Source organism: Propionimicrobium sp. BV2F7 (assembly GCF_000510445.1).
GTDB classification, from domain to species: Bacteria; Actinomycetota; Actinomycetes; order Propionibacteriales; family Propionibacteriaceae; genus Propionimicrobium; species Propionimicrobium lymphophilum.
Genome location: NZ_AZIS01000004.1, coordinates 364,877 through 379,800 on the forward strand (window position 1 = coordinate 364,877; position 14,924 = coordinate 379,800).

Below are 14,924 nucleotides of genomic sequence, written 5' to 3' on the forward strand. Positions count from 1 at the left end.
AAATCACCGTCCGTGCAAAACCTGGGTAGGTGTCAGCTTGAGCATCGAATGAATCGAGGGGATGCAGCCGATGACGACAGTCAACAAGATGATCAATGCCATCAGCGGGGCAACCACAGGCCGGATCGTGATTGCCGATCCGAACACCAGGTGCCCAACCAGCTGCGCCAGCCCGACGCCAGCGAAGAACCCGAGGCCGCCACCGATCAGGCCGACAACCAGCGTCTCCGTCAGGATCAGCCCGATGATCGAACCGTTCCTGGCGCCCAGCGCCTTCATCAGGCCGATCTCCTTGCTTCGCTCCATCACCGACGCGGTAACCAAGTTGGCGATGCCCAGCGCTGCCGCGATCATCGCGAAGCCGGCGACCATCGTCATGATCATCTGCGTCTTGTCGAGGATCACGCCCTCGGTGTCGGCGATCTGACGGACGGCCTTAGCGTCGGCGTTAGTCATGACCTCCTCGATCTGATACGAGATCGAAGAAACATAGGCCGTGCAGTACCAGGTCTCCCATTCCTCAAGCGAAAGCGTGCTCGGATCGCGGGCCGCACGGCTAGCTAACTCGTTATCCGGCGTGGTCAGCGCGCGAACCTCGATCTTTCCGACCTGGCCCGGACGATCACTCAGCTTTTGCGCCTCGGACAACGGAATGTACATCGTGCGATCCTCGTCGGATCCAGCCGTGTAGATGCCCGCAATCTTCAGGGAAGAAGTGCCCTTGTCGGAGGAAATTTCTATCTGATCGCCAACCGACCAACCATTCTTCTTAGCCACAGAGCTACCCACCATGGCCTCGCCAAAGTCAGAGGCCCACTGGCCCTCAACCTGCCACCAGTCGCGCATACCCTGCAGACCGGTGGTGACGTCCTCGCCCGTCGGCAGATCGATGGTGTTGTGGAACCAAGTTCCCTGCACCTTCATATCCTCACCACCGACGTTCGCGTGGGTCTCCAAAAAAGGTGCAAAGTCCTCGATGTTGTACGCCCAGAAGATCGTCTTCAACTTGGGCAGCTCGTCCTCGCGCAAAGCACCCTGGGCCTGGTCGGTGTCTACGTCGTACATGTCGGAGATCACCGCGGCGCCCTTAGGCAGCACCTGAATATTGGCGCCGTAGCTGCCGAGCTCCTGCTTGATCTTGTCGCCAACGTCCAGCATTACGGCAAACATCGACGTGGTCAGGCTCGCACCCAAAAAGATAGTCACCGCAACCAGCAGACGCTTGGACATCTGCCTGCGCAGCGCGCGGAAAATCATTCGCCAGAAAAACATGTTTACCTAAAAACGTTCTCTTGAGATTCCAGCTCGTCCAGCGAGAACTGCAGGTTGTCACCAACCACCTCGTAGGAAATCGGAATCGGGTTGCAGCCACCGGGGAATCCGATGGTTTGGATGTTCATCATTACGTTGCACTTTTCGCAGATCACCTTGCCGTCGGACTCGTAATAGCCCGAATCGCCGCAGATCTCGCAGGCATCCAGGCCGGTGCCGAACGCCGTCTCGTTCTTCATGATGACAATGAAGCGCACCTCCACCCCTCCCTGGGTCTTGTAGATGCCGCCTGCCTTGCCGGGGTATTCCTTGCCGGCACGGGTCGTGATGGCGAAGCGGTGCAGGTGACCGTCGGAGACGGTGGCGCGGTCGACGAGCACCTTGTCGTCCTGGATCACCGATGGCTCGATCGGCGAAAGTTCCGGTTTAGCCTCGGCCTTCGCGTGGCCGAGGGTCAGTGTCACGCCGAACAGGATGCTAAGCACCAGCGAAAGCGCGAAAAACTTGCGCCGTGAAATCATGTCGGCCTTGCGGATCCTGCCCAGTGCCGGATTTGCGACGGGCCCACGCGGATGCGTCCACAGCGCGATCAAGCTCGGGACGCCGATCAGAACCGCGAGCACCAGCTGGGTGATCGGGCCGTTGTACTGAATCCACAACACCATGTCGAAGATCAGGTTGCTCTTGGGCAGCACTCCCCTGGTGGAAAGCTGCTGATAAAGCAGCACCGCGCGCGGGCCGATGATGGCCAAAAAGACGACGACGGTGATGACCGTTCTGACCACCCAGGGAACTCGGCGAGCGGATTTCACGTAACACCAGCAGGCGACCAGCACTAGCAGAGTGCCCAGCACAAAGCCGGCCAAGCGAAGCAGCGATTCTGACTCGAACAGACTCGAACCCATCAAGACGACGCCGTCCGTGCCGAAGAAGTATGGGAAGCCCAGGAATACCGAGTTGAACGCTAGGGTCACCAGGGCGGAGATCGTCAAGAAGCGATGACGTCCGGTCTGCTCGATGTCGTGCAGATCTCGGTTGCCGAACATCCAGACGGCAACCAGGAAGACGATCGCGGAGATAATCGCGGGAATGCCGACGATAGTATTCATCGTCGGGATGTTGATGAGCGTGGTGTTTATTCGCAGCTGGGCCAACACGGCACCGGAAGCGAGAGAAAGCACGGTCACCGCCCAAGTAATTCGAGAAACCGTCCTACGCTCCATCGGTGCGTGAGCGCGAGACGCCAACAAAATGGCGATCGTCAGCAGCAGCGGCATCGACAGCCGTACAGCGGCAACGAAGAGTTTAAGCATTTGTTAAGCCTCAGCTAATTATTCAGCAAACAGATTTTCCAATCATACGACGAGCTCCAAGAAACGAGTTATTCGTCCACTCACCGCTTTTACTGCGACACCCCGGAAGGCAGAAACCTTCCGGGGTGCACGCGAGAACTCTAACTAGACGAGCTGGCCGTCCCAGTTCCAGTTCTTGAACTCGAACTTCAGCGGCTCGGTCCAGAAGCGGCCCTTAACGCCAGAGGAGTCCTTGCCGGTGTGCAGCATGAACTCGTCGGCGGGCGAGGCGATGGTGACGGTGACGTCATACTTGCCCGGCTTCAGCTTGATGTTGTTGCCGTAGTGCGGGCCGTCAGAAGCGATCATCGGCATCATGGTGCCCGGATCGATTACCTCACCAGTGTTGACGTCCTTGATCTCAACCTTCGGGTCGAGGTAAGGCAGGAACTGATCGGCGTCGTAACCCCAAGCCTTGGCCTCGTCGGTGGTCTTTACATCGATCTCGAAGTGCATGTCAGACTCGGAAGCCGGAGGCATGGACATCGAGCCGTGCTCCATGTCGACAGCCTGGAAGTAAACCAGGTCTACCTCGAGGGAACCATTCTTCTGCGGGCCAGAATCGCCAACCGGAATCTCATTGATACCAATGACGTCAGGATCGGTGGACTCTTCGGCAGCCTCAGTAGCGGCAGCGGACTCGGCCGGCTTAGCATCGCTATCGGCCTTCTTGTCGGTGCTGTCACAAGCCGTGAAGGCCAGCGCCATGAGCAAAGCGGCAATCAGCGCAATAAGTTTCTTCACTGATTACTCCTTTCAGTTTTGTGGGGCTTCGGCCACGACGGTGGCTTCCCCGGATTTATTTGATTGCCGGTATTGCAGCCAGCCGAGCACCGCCAAAATGACGATTACCAGCAGCTGCGCCCCCAGCGATTCGACAGTCGGGTAGACACCCAACAGAGATATCTCGGGCATACCTTCGACCCGATGCGACGAAATTATTGTCGCGTCCTGGAACTCCTTCACCGCACCACCAGCGATGGTGATGGCGAGCAGCCCAAGCAAAATCGACGTCCACTTGAAGAAGGCCTTCATGGGCAGCCGGACGCCAAACTTCCAGACCAACAGGAACAAGATCGCGAGGATCAGCACTGCGAGGCCGACGCCCAGCCAGATCTTCGCGTGGTCGGCGCCGTTCTTTGCACCCGCGATGATCGGCAGATAGAACAGCACCGTCTCGGACCCCTCTCGCAGCACGGCCAGGAACGCCACCATGGCTAGCGCAAACACGCCCCCCTTCGCGGCCTTCTCGCCCGCGGTGCGCTCGATGTACTGCTCCCACTTGTTTCCGCTGGCCTTGTTGAGAATCCAGTTCGACGCCCAGATCAGCATCACGACGGCCAGCAAGCCTGTGATGCCCTCGATGAACTCCTGCGAGAAACCGCTCGACGCGGATGCGGTGATATTGGCGAACACGATTGCCAGGCCAACCGAGATGGCAAGCGCAGCGAGAACGCCAACGAGGATGCCCATCAGTTGGTCGCGACGCTGTCCCTTGAGAGCGTAGGTGACGACCGCCGCAACAACTAACAAAGCCTCGGCGCCCTCACGCAGCAGAATCAGGAACGACGCGAAGAAGCCACGCCAGCCGAGCTCGGCGTCCGGTGCGGTCAGCTCGTCGAGCTCCTTGGCGTCCTCTTGGACGTAAGAGATCAATTCATCAGCAACAGCGGCGTACTCGTCGGCGCTCTTCGACTGGTCTTTGGCCATCTGACGCATGTCGGCGTATAGCCCCTCGAGCTGAGACACACGGGACTGGCCGATGTAAGAGATTGTGGCCTTCTCAAGGCCATTCGCCTCGTACTGGGCGAGGTAGGCGTCGGTCGCAGCCTTGTACGCCTTCTCGAAGTTACCGGCCGCGTACTCGTCCTTGGCGGTGGTCAGCAGCTCCGAAATGTTGCCTGCGACGCGCGTCCACTGGTCGTTTAGCTCCGGCGCATCTTCGAGCTCCTTGACGTTGGCCTCCAGCTTGCCTATCACGTCCATTGAGGATTTCTCGAGATCAGCGGCAGGCACCCCTGAGTTCGCCTGCGTGCGTAGGTCTAGCAGCGCCTTGACGAACTCGGCCGAGCGCTCATCACCCAGACGGTGCTTGATCTGATCTTCGAGACCGCTGGTCTGGTAGTTCTCGTAGTAAGCCTGACGGATAGACGTCTTAATACCGTCCAGATCGCCGGCCTCGTACTGCCCCGGGATCTGCTGGATCTTCTCGGACATCGCAGCGACGACTTCGTCGTAGTTCTGCTCCGCCTTAGCGACCGGGGCGAAAAGATTACTGAACATGCCGATGCACACCGCCACCAAAAGAAGTGGCAGCGCCCAAGCCTTCATCCGGCTAGGACGGCTCGCGCGCGATGCGCCGTCCTCCTCCGCACTGGGCCGAATGGCTATATCGATATTTTCTTTATTCACGTCAACTCTCAAGTCAAGTTAGCTTCAGAAGGCTGCTCCCCTTCTGAGCAGAAAAACCTTTACCGGTCTTTCTCGCAAACAATATATAGCATTAATTAGGTTAGGTATCCCTATCTGAAAGCAATGTTTCATAACGAAATGGTTTCAGTCACATTTTTTGCAAGGCTCACCTAAGCAAAAAGAAAAGATACTCCTGTGAATTAAGTAAAAAGAACTTTTTAACAATTAAAAAAAGCCCGCCGGAAAAATCCGGCGGGCCAAATTTTTAATTATTTACAGGACCTCGAAACGTTCGCGGCCACCTAAGTAGGGGCGAAGAACCTTCGGAATGGTCACCGAACCGTCTTCGTTCTGGTAATTCTCCAGAATCGCTGCGATGATTCGCGTCATGGCGCACAGCGTGCCGTTCAGGGTGGCCAGCGGCCGGACGCCGTCCTCGCCGCGCATCCTGATGTTCAGTCGGCGGGCCTGGAACGTGGTGCAGTTCGACGTGCTGGTCACCTCGCGGTAGCGCTGCTGGCCCGGGAACCAGGCGTAGCAGTCGTACTTGCGGGCCGCGGAAAGGCCGAGATCGCCGCTGGCGACGTCGAGAACCTGGAACGGAATCTCGAGAGAAGTCAGGAAGTCCTTCTCGTAGCCCAGCAGCTTCTGGTGCTCGGCCTCGGCGTCCTCGGGCGCGCAGTAGACGAACATCTCGAACTTGTCGAACCAGTGCACACGGAAAATGCCTCGGGTGTCCTTGCCGTAGCTGCCGGCCTCGCGACGGAACGCCGAGCTGAAGCCCGCGTAATGCCTGGGCAGGGTCTCCTGCGGCAAGATCTCGTCGGAGTGGAAGCCGGCGAGCGAAACCTCCGCGGTGCCGACCAAATACATGTCGTCGCGCTCGAGGTGGTAGACGTCGTCGGCGGCCTGACCGAGGAATCCAGTGCCGTCCATGGCAGACGGTTTAACCAGCGCCGGAGCGATCATCGGCTGGAAGCCCCACTCAAGCGCCTTCGACAGCGAGTGCTGAATCAGGGCGAACTCGAGCATCGCGCCCGGACCCGTCAGGAAGTAAAAGCGCGAACCGGAAACCTTGGCGCCGCGCTCCATGTCCAGAGCACCGATCTTCTCGCCGATCTCCAAGTGGTCTGCCGCCTCGAAGCCCTCGGCCTCGAAATCTCGGGGAGTGCCCCACTCGTCGATGACGTAAAGGTCGTCCTCGCCGCCCTCCGGTACGTCGTCGATGACGATATTGCCGAGAGCCATGGCTACGTCGTGGAATTCCTTCTCGGCTTCGTCCGCCTGAGCCTGCAAAGACTTAACCTCAGCGGCCAGCTCCTTAGTCTTGGCGAGCAGCTCCTTGCGCTCCTCATCCGACGCCTTGGCGATCTGGCCACCGATCTTCTTCTGACTGGCCCTGGTTGACTCGAACTTTGCGATGGTTGATCGACGGTTCTGGTCTGCGGCGACCGCCCGGTCTACCAATTCCACCGGCGCGTTACGACGAGCCTGCGAGCGACGAATTAAATCAGGATCCTCACGGATCAACTTAGGGTCAATCATGTCCATTAGCTTACTATTTGCGGTTCACGCTGGCGAACACCTGTTAGCGTTATGACATGTCAAAAGCGGTGGTTATCTTCAATCCAGTCAAGGTTGACGAGCAGGATTTCAAGAAACTTATTGATGCCCAGGCCCAAGAGGCCGGCTACGACAAGCCCGAATACCTGGAAACTTCCGAAGATGATCCGGGCTACGAGATGGCAAAACAGGCGCGCGAATCCGGCTGCGACCTGGTGTTGGTCTGCGGCGGCGACGGAACAGTGCGGGTTGTTCTTTCAAAACTGGTGGGTTCAGACATTCCTGTCGCCCTGCTGCCCGGCGGCACAGGAAACCTGCTTGCCCGAAATCTGAACATCCCACTCGATATGGCCGACGCAGCCAAACACGCTTTTAGCGGCGAAGCCAACGCGCTAGACGCGATCAAGCTGACCGTCGACGGCAACGAGGACGAGGCCGAGCACCTGATGGTGATGGGCGGCATAGGTTTCGACGCCCAGCTGATGGAGAACACCGACGAAAAATTGAAGTCCGTAGTCGGGGCAGGCGCGTACGCCGCCAGCTTCATCAAGAACTTCGACGCTCCCCTGCGTCGGCTCAAATACCGCATGGACGACGACCACGGCAGGCGATACAAGAAGGACAACCGAAAGGCCGCGCTCGTGCTCGTTGCCAACGTGGCCAAGTTGCAGGCCGGCTTCGAGCTAATCCCCCAGGCCAAGCCGAACGACGGGGTCCTAGACCTTATGATGGCCTCGCCGAAGGGCCTGGGCGGTTGGGCGAAACTGCTCGGCAAGCTGCTGTTCAAGCGAGAGGCGATCTCGATGGTTTCCGGGCAGCGCCTGCACATTCAAATGGAAGAACCAACCCCCTACGAGATCGACGGCGACACCATGGGCGAGGGACAAGACTTCGTCTACGAAATCGTGCCCGACGCGCTCAAGGTGATTTGGAACCCGAAAGAAGCGCTCAGCTAACTCCCCCACCGAGCGGTTTAGCCGCTCGACTAACCGCCGTTCTTGATTAGGTTCGTCAACTCGGTGACCTGGTTGTAGACGCTCCTGCGCTCGGCCATCAGTTGGCGAATCTTCTTCACCGCGTGCATGACCGTCGTGTGGTCTTTGCCGCCGAACTCGGTGCCGATCTTCGGCAGCGAAAGCTCGGTTAGCTCGCGGCACAGATACATGGCCACCTGACGAGCGCGCACCAGAGTCTGCGTCCTCGAGGTGGAGCAAACCTCCTCGGGGGTGATGCCAAAGTAGTTGGCGGTCTCCTCGATGATGGTCTGCGCATTGACCTCGCGCTCCGAGCCGGCAGGGATGAGGTCCTGCAAGACGTCCTCAGTCAGCTTGAGGTCGACGGCCTGGCCATTGAGCGACGCGAACGCCGTCACCCTGATCAGCGCACCCTCCAACTCACGAATGTTCGTGGTGATGTTCGAGGCGATAAATTCCAGCGCATCTACGGGCACCTTCAGGCGCTCGCTGATTGCCTTGCGCTGCAAAATTGCCATTCGGGTTTCTAGGTCCGGCGGCTGAATATCCGTAATCAGCCCCCACTCGAACCGGCTGCGTAGCCTGGGTTCGAGGGCCTCGAGCGCCTTCGGCGGGCGGTCGGAGGTCATCACAATCTGCTTCTGCGCGTTGTGCAGCGTGTTGAAGGTGTGGAAGAACTCCTCCTGCGTCTGAATCTTCGACTCCAAGAACTGAATGTCGTCGATCAAGAGCACGTCCACCTCGCGGTAAGAGCGGCGGAACTCGTTGGTGCGGTTCTCCGAAATGGCGTTAATGAAGTGGTTGGTCATCTCCTCGGTGGAGACGTATTTGACCCGCACGTCCTGGTAGTAGTTTCGAACGTAATGTCCGAGCGCGTGCAGCAGGTGCGTCTTGCCCAGCCCGGACTGACCGTAAATCATCAGCGGGTTGTACGCCTTGCCCGGGGCCTCTGCGACAGCGACGGCAGCCGCGTGCGCGAAGCGGTTTGAGCTACCAATGACGAAGTTGTCGAAGGTGTACTTCGGGTTCAGCCTGTCACCGTCGTCGGCGGGCTGTGCATCCGAGGCGATCAGCTCGTGCACGTTCTGCTTGGGGACGAACTTAGCCACCTCTACGGGTTCCTCGTCCTCGTCGTCGCGCACCGGCGGCTCGAGCGCCAGTTCCAGATCAGGTTCGATGGTGATGGCCAGCCGCATTGACTTATGGAAGAGGTCCGAGAGCACGTCTTCGATCTGCACCCGCTGCCTGCTCTCGATGCGCTCGCGGGTAAATTCGTTCGGCACCGCAACCATCAGCGTCGACTCGTGGACGGTCAGCGGCTTCGAGCTGCGCAGCCAGGCACGGGCGGCGGCATCGGCCGCGTCCAGGACTTTCTGCCAGGCATCCTGGGCGGATGGGGTTTCGACGCGATCAGGGAGAGCTCCAAGTTCGGAACCTAATTCGCTCACGCCGCCCCTCCAATCGGTGAAGATTTCAAAATTTCTGCCTCAGGGCCATAACTTTAATCGGCCCCCTTTAAAAGTGGTAAAAGCTAGCCTAGCCCTAAAATCAAAGATGAGAGCGATTGCAAATAACTCAACACTTTGCCAACTCTTTTGTTATTAAGGCCTCGAGGGCCTAACATTGGATAGCCGCTTTAGTTGCTGCCTGGGTAGCCCTGCGCCAAGACAGGGGACGGGCACGTTCACGACGCGGCAACCAAGACCGAAAAATACCGCCTCGCAAGCATCATGCTCGCAAGGCGGCCCCCAACAACTAACGGAGATAAATCGTGAGCAAGCGCACTTACCAGCCGAGCAATCGTCGCCGTTCGCGCAAGCATGGTTTCCGCGCGAGGATGCGTACCCGCGCAGGACGTGCAGTTCTTTCCGCACGCCGCCGCAAGGGTCGCGCAGTCCTGTCGGCCTAGCGTGCTAGCCGCCCAGGCCAGGCTACGCTCGACTGCCGACTTCGCCTCGACTGTAAAGAGAGGCGTCCGGGCGGGCGGATCCACCGTGGTGGTACACGCGCGACTAGCGGATACTACTTCGGCATCTAGCGCCGAAGGCATAACGCGCCCACCTGCAAACACGCAGGTGGGTTTCGTCGTGTCTAAGCGGGTTGGAAACGCCGTCACCCGAAACCGCGTCAAGCGCAGGCTTCGACATATGTGCCGCAAACTTTTGGCCGACGAGGACGCCTCGTCCGCCACTCCCGCCTCGCAGGCCGGATTGCGTCAGATTGTCGTACGCGCGCTTCCAGACGCGGCGAAGCTACCGGAGCTAGTCGAGGACGATCTAGCGAAAACCTGGTCTAGGGCAGAGAAAAAATTGGTGGCCCGACAAAACCGATGAAGCACCTAATGATTTGGTTCATCAAGGCCTGGCGGCGATTCGTTTCGCCGCTCTACGGAGACGTGTGCAGGTACTATCCCAGCTGCTCTCTATACGGCTTGGTAGCTGTGACAAATCACGGTGCGCTTCGCGGTGGGGCGCTGACGATTCGACGCATACTTCGTTGTCACCCGTGGTCGGCGGGCGGCTTCGACTTGGTGCCTGGCACCGAGCTAGACGACTACAAAAACTTCGCACCAGCCGAATAGAATAAAGGTGAAGCAACAGTGCTAATTTCCCTGAACGCATTAATCCCGCTCGGGCTTGGCGACATCGGCCGAGCCATCATGAGCCCGCTCTACTGGGCGATCTCGGGATTACTAAAGCTCTTCCACGACATCATCACGCCGCTATTCGGCTACTACTCTGGCGTCACCTGGATCTGCGCCATCGCGATGCTGACCATCTTTGTCCGCACGCTGCTTCTTCCCCTGTACATCAAGCAGTTGAACTCGTCTAGGGCAATGCAGACGTTGCAGCCCAAGATGAAGGCGCTGCAGGAGAAATACGGCGCCGATCGCGAGCGCATCGGTCAAGAGACGATGAAGCTCTATCAGGAAGAGGGCGTCAACCCGATGGCCAGCTGCCTGCCGCTTCTGCTGCAGCTGCCGATCTTCTGGGCGCTATTCCGCGTACTTAACGGCGCAGCGCGCAACAATCCAGTTGGCTACTGGTTTGAAAAAGACCCCGAACTGGTCAAGTCGTTGTCCGACGCCAACATTTTCGGCGCTCAACTATCCGGCACGCTCCTTCCGCTCGACAACGGCTTCGGCGCCACCCAGATCCTCGCGATTATTCTTATTCTTTGCATGACCGGTCTGCTGTTCTGGCAGCAGATCCACATGATGCGCCGCAACATGCCGCCGAGTGCACTCGAGGGCCCGATGGGGCAGCAATCGAAGATGATGCTGTACATACTGCCGTTCATGTACTTCATTTCCGGCCCGATCATCCCGATCGGCGTTCTGGTCTACTGGTTCTTCAGCAATATCTGGACCGTCGGCCAGCAGATGATCATCATCCGCACCTACCCGACGCCCGGCACTCCCGCGTACCTCGACTGGGAAGACCGCATGAAGACCAAGGGAAAGGACCCGAAAGAGATCGAGCGTCGTCGCGCCGATAAGGCCCGCAAGGCACCTCGCAAAGCCGATTCCAAGACCGTCACCGACACCACTCGCGTGACTCGACAGGGCACCAACCGTAAGACCACCAAAAAGAACTCCGAGGCTCCGAAACGTACAGTTCAACGGCAGCAGATTCAGCGCCAGCCTCGTTCAGCCCGTAAGAAAAAGAAATAGTTCAGGAGTAATCCATGACTGACGAAAATGTTGAACCGCACGACGAAGAACTAGACGAGAAACTCGCGATTCTCGACACCGAGGGCGATATCGCTGCCGACTATCTCGAGGATTTACTTGAGATCTCGGACCTGGACGGCGACATCGATATTTATACCGAGGGCGATCGCGCTCACGTTTCCATCATCACCGATGACGATAAGCTCGTCGGCAAGAATGGGGAAGTGCTCGAGGCTCTTCAGGAGCTGACTCGTCTTGCCGTGCTCACCGAGACCGGCAACCGCAGCAAGCTGATGGTGGACATCGCTGGCTACCGCGAAAAGCGCAAGCAGGAATTAAAGGACCTTGCCGCGCAGGTGATTCATGAAGTTAAGGACTCCGGAGAATCTGTAAAGCTCGAGCCGATGAATCCGTTCGAGCGCAAGATTGTTCACGACGCCGTAGCGGAGGCTGGCCTCTACAGCGAGTCCGAGGGTAAAGCGCCCAACCGTTGCGTCATCGTAATGTCCGAGCAGAGCTAGTCAGTTGGGAGGTGCCCTGGTGGCGACAGAGAAGATGCCGGAGGGCACCCTCAATTTATTCAAAGACGAGAAAGCGATTAGTCGATATGTCGACATATTGACTAATCGTGGAAACGAATGGGGCCTCCTTGGCCCAAGCGAGAACGAGCGCATTTGGAGTCGACACATCCTCAACTGCGCAGTTCTTGTTGATTTCATTCCTGCAAATGCGAAAGTCGCTGACGTCGGCAGCGGAGCCGGCCTGCCAGGCTTGGTAATAGCGATAGCTAGGGATGACATCGACGTCACGCTCATTGAATCGCTTGAACGACGGGCAAAATTTCTTGAGCTAGCAATTGACGAGCTTGGTCTAGCCGATCGAGTCAGAGTAATTCGAGGCCGTTCAGAAGACGTCCAAGAGAAGTTTGACGTCGTTACGGCTAGGGCAGTTGCGGCTTTACCAAAACTTTTAGGATTCACTTGCGATCTCTTCTTGCCAAAGGGACAACTGATTGCCCTCAAAGGCAAAAACGCTTCCGTTGAAGTGGAGAAGAGTAGAGCTAAACTTAAGAAGCTTAGGGCCAGCGCAGAGATTATCGAGGTTCACGCTTTGGCCAATTCAGAACCGACATGGATCGTTCGAGTCACATCTAAGGAGAAGTAATGGCGAATGTTTCACGTGAAACGGATTTCACCATTCCTGTTCCTGAACAAACCCGCAGAGTGGTTGTGGCAAACCAAAAAGGGGGAGTGGGGAAGACAACAACTGCAGTCAACGTAGCTTCCGCATTAGCTCGCGAGGGTCACAAGGTTCTGTTGATAGACATGGACCCACAGGGAAATGCGTCGACTGCGCTAGGAATCGAGCATTCTCCTGGCACTAAAGGCACGTATGAGGTGCTGATCGGCCACGAGAGCATCGCAGATCTAGCTCAGACGTCTCCGGAATCGGAAAACCTTAAGGTTTTGCCAGCAACTGTCGATCTTTCAGCATCAGAGATCGAGCTAGTGTCGTTGATTGCACGTGAGCAGCGCATTGCTCAGGCTTTAAAAGACTACGAAGAGTCAAACGACGTCGATTGGGTTTTTTTCGACTGCCCTCCGTCACTAAGCTTATTGACCGTTAACGCAATGGTCGCAGCAAACGAGCTTTTGATACCTATCCAAACTGAGTATTACGCACTCGAGGGTCTAACCCAGTTGATGCACACCATCTCGATGATTCGACAGAATTTAAACTCTAATCTTCGTGTCAGCGGAATTTTGCTGACGATGTACGACGCTCGCACGAAGCTTTCAAGCCAGGTCGCAGCGGAAATCGCTAAACACTTCCCAGACCAGATCATTAAGACCGTCATCTCGAGATCAGTGCGAATCAGCGAGGCACCGAGCTATGGTCAAACGATTTTGGAGTACGACCCGAAATCAGTTGGTGCGAAGGCCTACAGAAAAGTTGCCTACGAGCTTTCCACTCGATGATAATCTAAAGTCTGCCGAAACGTTCGGCAGACTTTTTTTATTAGGAGCTTGAATGAGCGCTGGCAAAGGCGGACTTGGCAGGGGACTGGGCGAACTTTTCACGCGGACAGATGGAATTTCAGAGGCTAACCCTCAGCAAGCTTCGGATAAGATGCCAGACGGCTCGTATTTCAAAGAAATCGCCGTTTCGAAGATTCATCCAAACCCAGCGCAGCCACGTCAGGTATTCGACGAAGAAGACCTTGAGGAGCTCGCAGCTTCTGTAAAAGAAGTCGGGCTGCTGCAACCGATTGTGGTACGTGAAAAAGGAGACGGCTTCGAGTTAATCATGGGTGAGCGACGCTGGCGCGCACACAAACTAGCTGGCCTAAAGGCAATTCCTGCAATTGTTCGAGCCACTGACGACCAAGACCTACTTCGCGACGCTCTCTTGGAGAACCTACACAGGGTTCAACTCAACCCGCTCGAAGAAGCCGCTGCTTATCAGCAGCTTTTGGACGATTTCGACTGCTCACAAGAGGAACTGGCCACCCGCATCAAGAAGTCTCGTCCACACATTTCAAACACACTTCGCCTCTTGAAGCTTCCGGCTTCAGTTCAGCGCAGGGTGGCAGCGGAGGTTTTGAGCGCGGGTCACGCTAGAGCACTCCTTGCTTTAACCGATCCTCTAGCTCAAGAACAGTTGGCGCAACGAATCGTTGCAGAAGGTCTTTCGGTGCGAGCAGCAGAAGAGCTCGTCGCCATGTATAAGCCAGGAGGGGAGCAGAAAAAACCTACACCAGCAAAAAGAGAAGTATCGCCCGAGCTTGCCAGCGTCGCAGATAGGCTTGCCGACCTCCTCGACACTCGGGTAAAGCTAACAATGGGTGCCAAGAAGGGCAAAGTCACCATTGAATTCGCGGACGAAGGCGATCTGAAGAGAATACTGCAAATACTTGAATAGTTTCACGTGAAACATGAAGGCTCTAGGTTTAACACCTAGAGCCTTTTTTCGCTTTCCCGACAAATGCTCGAATTTAAGGGAGAACGACTGAAAGTGTTTCACGTGAAACAAGAGCAGCCAGCCCAAACTCTAGTCTTTACGCAACAATCGAATCCCCCACCAACCTAGTTCAAGAGACCGTTTCGCGTGACACTAAGTAATTAAAGAGAAAATGTTTCACGTGAAACACAACTACTCGAGACGTCGAAGGATGTTTGCAAAGCCCAGCGGCCTCTCAAAAACAAGCGCCGCAAGGCGACCGGCAACGTTTCAGGAAAGCAAATGGCCTGGATGCGCATAGAAACGAACGAGGACGCCAAAAGGCATAAATAAAGCGCTATGTCGACATTTCGACATAGCGCTTTATAGGTATACCGCTTTACGGTTAAGCTAACTCGTCGATAATGCTCTTAAGGGCATTACGCGGTTTGCCGCCCTGAACGACCTTGACTATCTCGCCGTCCTTCCAGAACTGCAGCGTCGGAAGAGCCATGACACCTTCGCGCATCGGAATCTTGGGGTTAGCGTTGGTGTCCAACTTCAAAAAATCTACGTTGGAGTATTCACCCGAGAGCTCGTCGAGAATAGGAGCGAGCTGACGGCAGGGGCCGCACCAGTCTGCCCAGTAATCCACAATGACCAGATTTGAGCTGCCCTTCACAACGGAGTCGAAGTCAGCGTCCGTTACCTCTTTTACTGCCATAGATATTTCTCCTT

Annotated in this window: 16 protein-coding genes; 9 read left to right on the top strand and 7 right to left on the bottom strand. The window is 56.7% G+C overall.

All coding sequences use genetic code 11. The features are described from left to right. Window positions 1–3 precede the first annotated feature (3 nt). The 5 genes from HMPREF1255_RS06000 to serS all read right to left on the bottom strand — a co-directional run bounded on the left by HMPREF1255_RS06000 (window position 4) and on the right by serS (window position 6,581). On the bottom strand, window positions 4–1,272 hold the full coding sequence (locus tag HMPREF1255_RS06000; protein WP_016455029.1) for an ABC transporter permease: 1,269 nt from the start codon (window positions 1,270–1,272) through the stop codon (window positions 4–6). 2 nt (window positions 1,273–1,274) lie between these two features. Then, complete coding sequence (locus HMPREF1255_RS06005; RefSeq protein WP_024111008.1) at window positions 1,275–2,585, bottom strand: DUF2318 domain-containing protein; 1,311 nt, start codon at window positions 2,583–2,585, stop codon at window positions 1,275–1,277. 144 nt (window positions 2,586–2,729) lie between these two features. Then, the gene (locus HMPREF1255_RS06010; RefSeq protein WP_016455027.1) at window positions 2,730–3,368 is read right to left on the bottom strand and encodes an iron transporter; all 639 of its coding nucleotides are present in this window, start codon (window positions 3,366–3,368) and stop codon (window positions 2,730–2,732) included. A gap of 12 nt (window positions 3,369–3,380) precedes the next feature. Beyond that, window positions 3,381–5,036, bottom strand: coding sequence for an FTR1 family protein (locus HMPREF1255_RS06015; RefSeq protein WP_024111152.1), 1,656 nt, complete (start codon window positions 5,034–5,036; stop codon window positions 3,381–3,383). A 273-nt stretch (window positions 5,037–5,309) separates the two neighbouring features. After that, window positions 5,310–6,581 carry a serine--tRNA ligase gene (serS, locus tag HMPREF1255_RS06020; protein ID WP_036917399.1) on the bottom strand — a complete coding sequence of 424 codons (1,272 nt, stop codon included), beginning with the start codon at window positions 6,579–6,581 and terminating at the stop codon, window positions 5,310–5,312. A gap of 56 nt (window positions 6,582–6,637) precedes the next feature. On the opposite strand from serS, the gene HMPREF1255_RS06025 reads away from it, so the two are divergent. Continuing rightward, entirely contained in the window at window positions 6,638–7,555 is a 918-nt protein-coding gene (locus HMPREF1255_RS06025) for a diacylglycerol kinase family protein (protein WP_016455024.1), read from the top strand. Between the two features lie 29 nt (window positions 7,556–7,584). Here the strand turns inward: HMPREF1255_RS06025 and dnaA are convergent, their stop codons facing one another. Next, on the bottom strand, window positions 7,585–9,021 hold the full coding sequence (dnaA, locus tag HMPREF1255_RS06030) for a chromosomal replication initiator protein DnaA (protein ID WP_016455023.1): 1,437 nt from the start codon (window positions 9,019–9,021) through the stop codon (window positions 7,585–7,587). A 323-nt stretch (window positions 9,022–9,344) separates the two neighbouring features. Here dnaA and rpmH point away from each other — a divergent pair, with 323 nt between their 5' ends. The 8 genes from rpmH to HMPREF1255_RS06065 all read left to right on the top strand — a co-directional run bounded on the left by rpmH (window position 9,345) and on the right by HMPREF1255_RS06065 (window position 14,168). After that, a complete protein-coding gene (gene rpmH, locus HMPREF1255_RS09630; protein WP_024111162.1) occupies window positions 9,345–9,482 on the top strand; it encodes a 50S ribosomal protein L34 in 138 nt (45 codons plus the stop codon). A gap of 1 nt (window position 9,483) precedes the next feature. After that, on the top strand, window positions 9,484–9,906 hold the full coding sequence (rnpA, locus tag HMPREF1255_RS06035; protein ID WP_024111187.1) for a ribonuclease P protein component: 423 nt from the start codon (window positions 9,484–9,486) through the stop codon (window positions 9,904–9,906). A gap of 8 nt (window positions 9,907–9,914) precedes the next feature. Then, window positions 9,915–10,154 (top strand): membrane protein insertion efficiency factor YidD, encoded by a 240-nt coding sequence (yidD, locus tag HMPREF1255_RS06040; protein ID WP_231376295.1) that lies wholly within the window; start codon window positions 9,915–9,917, stop codon window positions 10,152–10,154. A gap of 78 nt (window positions 10,155–10,232) precedes the next feature. Continuing rightward, window positions 10,233–11,246: a membrane protein insertase YidC gene (gene yidC / locus HMPREF1255_RS06045; protein WP_051112325.1), complete on the top strand. Its 1,014-nt coding sequence runs from the start codon at window positions 10,233–10,235 to the stop codon at window positions 11,244–11,246. A 14-nt stretch (window positions 11,247–11,260) separates the two neighbouring features. After that, window positions 11,261–11,767 carry a R3H domain-containing nucleic acid-binding protein gene (locus HMPREF1255_RS06050; RefSeq protein WP_024111096.1) on the top strand — a complete coding sequence of 169 codons (507 nt, stop codon included), beginning with the start codon at window positions 11,261–11,263 and terminating at the stop codon, window positions 11,765–11,767. Window positions 11,768–11,801: 34 nt separating this feature from the next. Next, window positions 11,802–12,410, top strand: coding sequence for a 16S rRNA (guanine(527)-N(7))-methyltransferase RsmG (rsmG, locus tag HMPREF1255_RS06055; RefSeq protein ID WP_036917407.1), 609 nt, complete (start codon window positions 11,802–11,804; stop codon window positions 12,408–12,410). Next, window positions 12,410–13,225 carry a ParA family protein gene (locus tag HMPREF1255_RS06060; RefSeq protein WP_016455017.1) on the top strand — a complete coding sequence of 272 codons (816 nt, stop codon included), beginning with the start codon at window positions 12,410–12,412 and terminating at the stop codon, window positions 13,223–13,225. The genes rsmG and HMPREF1255_RS06060 overlap by 1 nt, the downstream gene beginning before the upstream one ends. A 52-nt stretch (window positions 13,226–13,277) precedes the next feature. Continuing rightward, window positions 13,278–14,168, top strand: a complete 891-nt coding sequence (locus HMPREF1255_RS06065) for a ParB/RepB/Spo0J family partition protein (RefSeq protein ID WP_016455016.1) — start codon at window positions 13,278–13,280, stop codon at window positions 14,166–14,168. Between the two features lie 424 nt (window positions 14,169–14,592). Here the strand turns inward: HMPREF1255_RS06065 and trxA are convergent, their stop codons facing one another. Next, complete coding sequence (gene trxA, locus HMPREF1255_RS06070; RefSeq protein WP_016455015.1) at window positions 14,593–14,910, bottom strand: thioredoxin; 318 nt, start codon at window positions 14,908–14,910, stop codon at window positions 14,593–14,595. Window positions 14,911–14,924 lie beyond the last annotated feature (14 nt).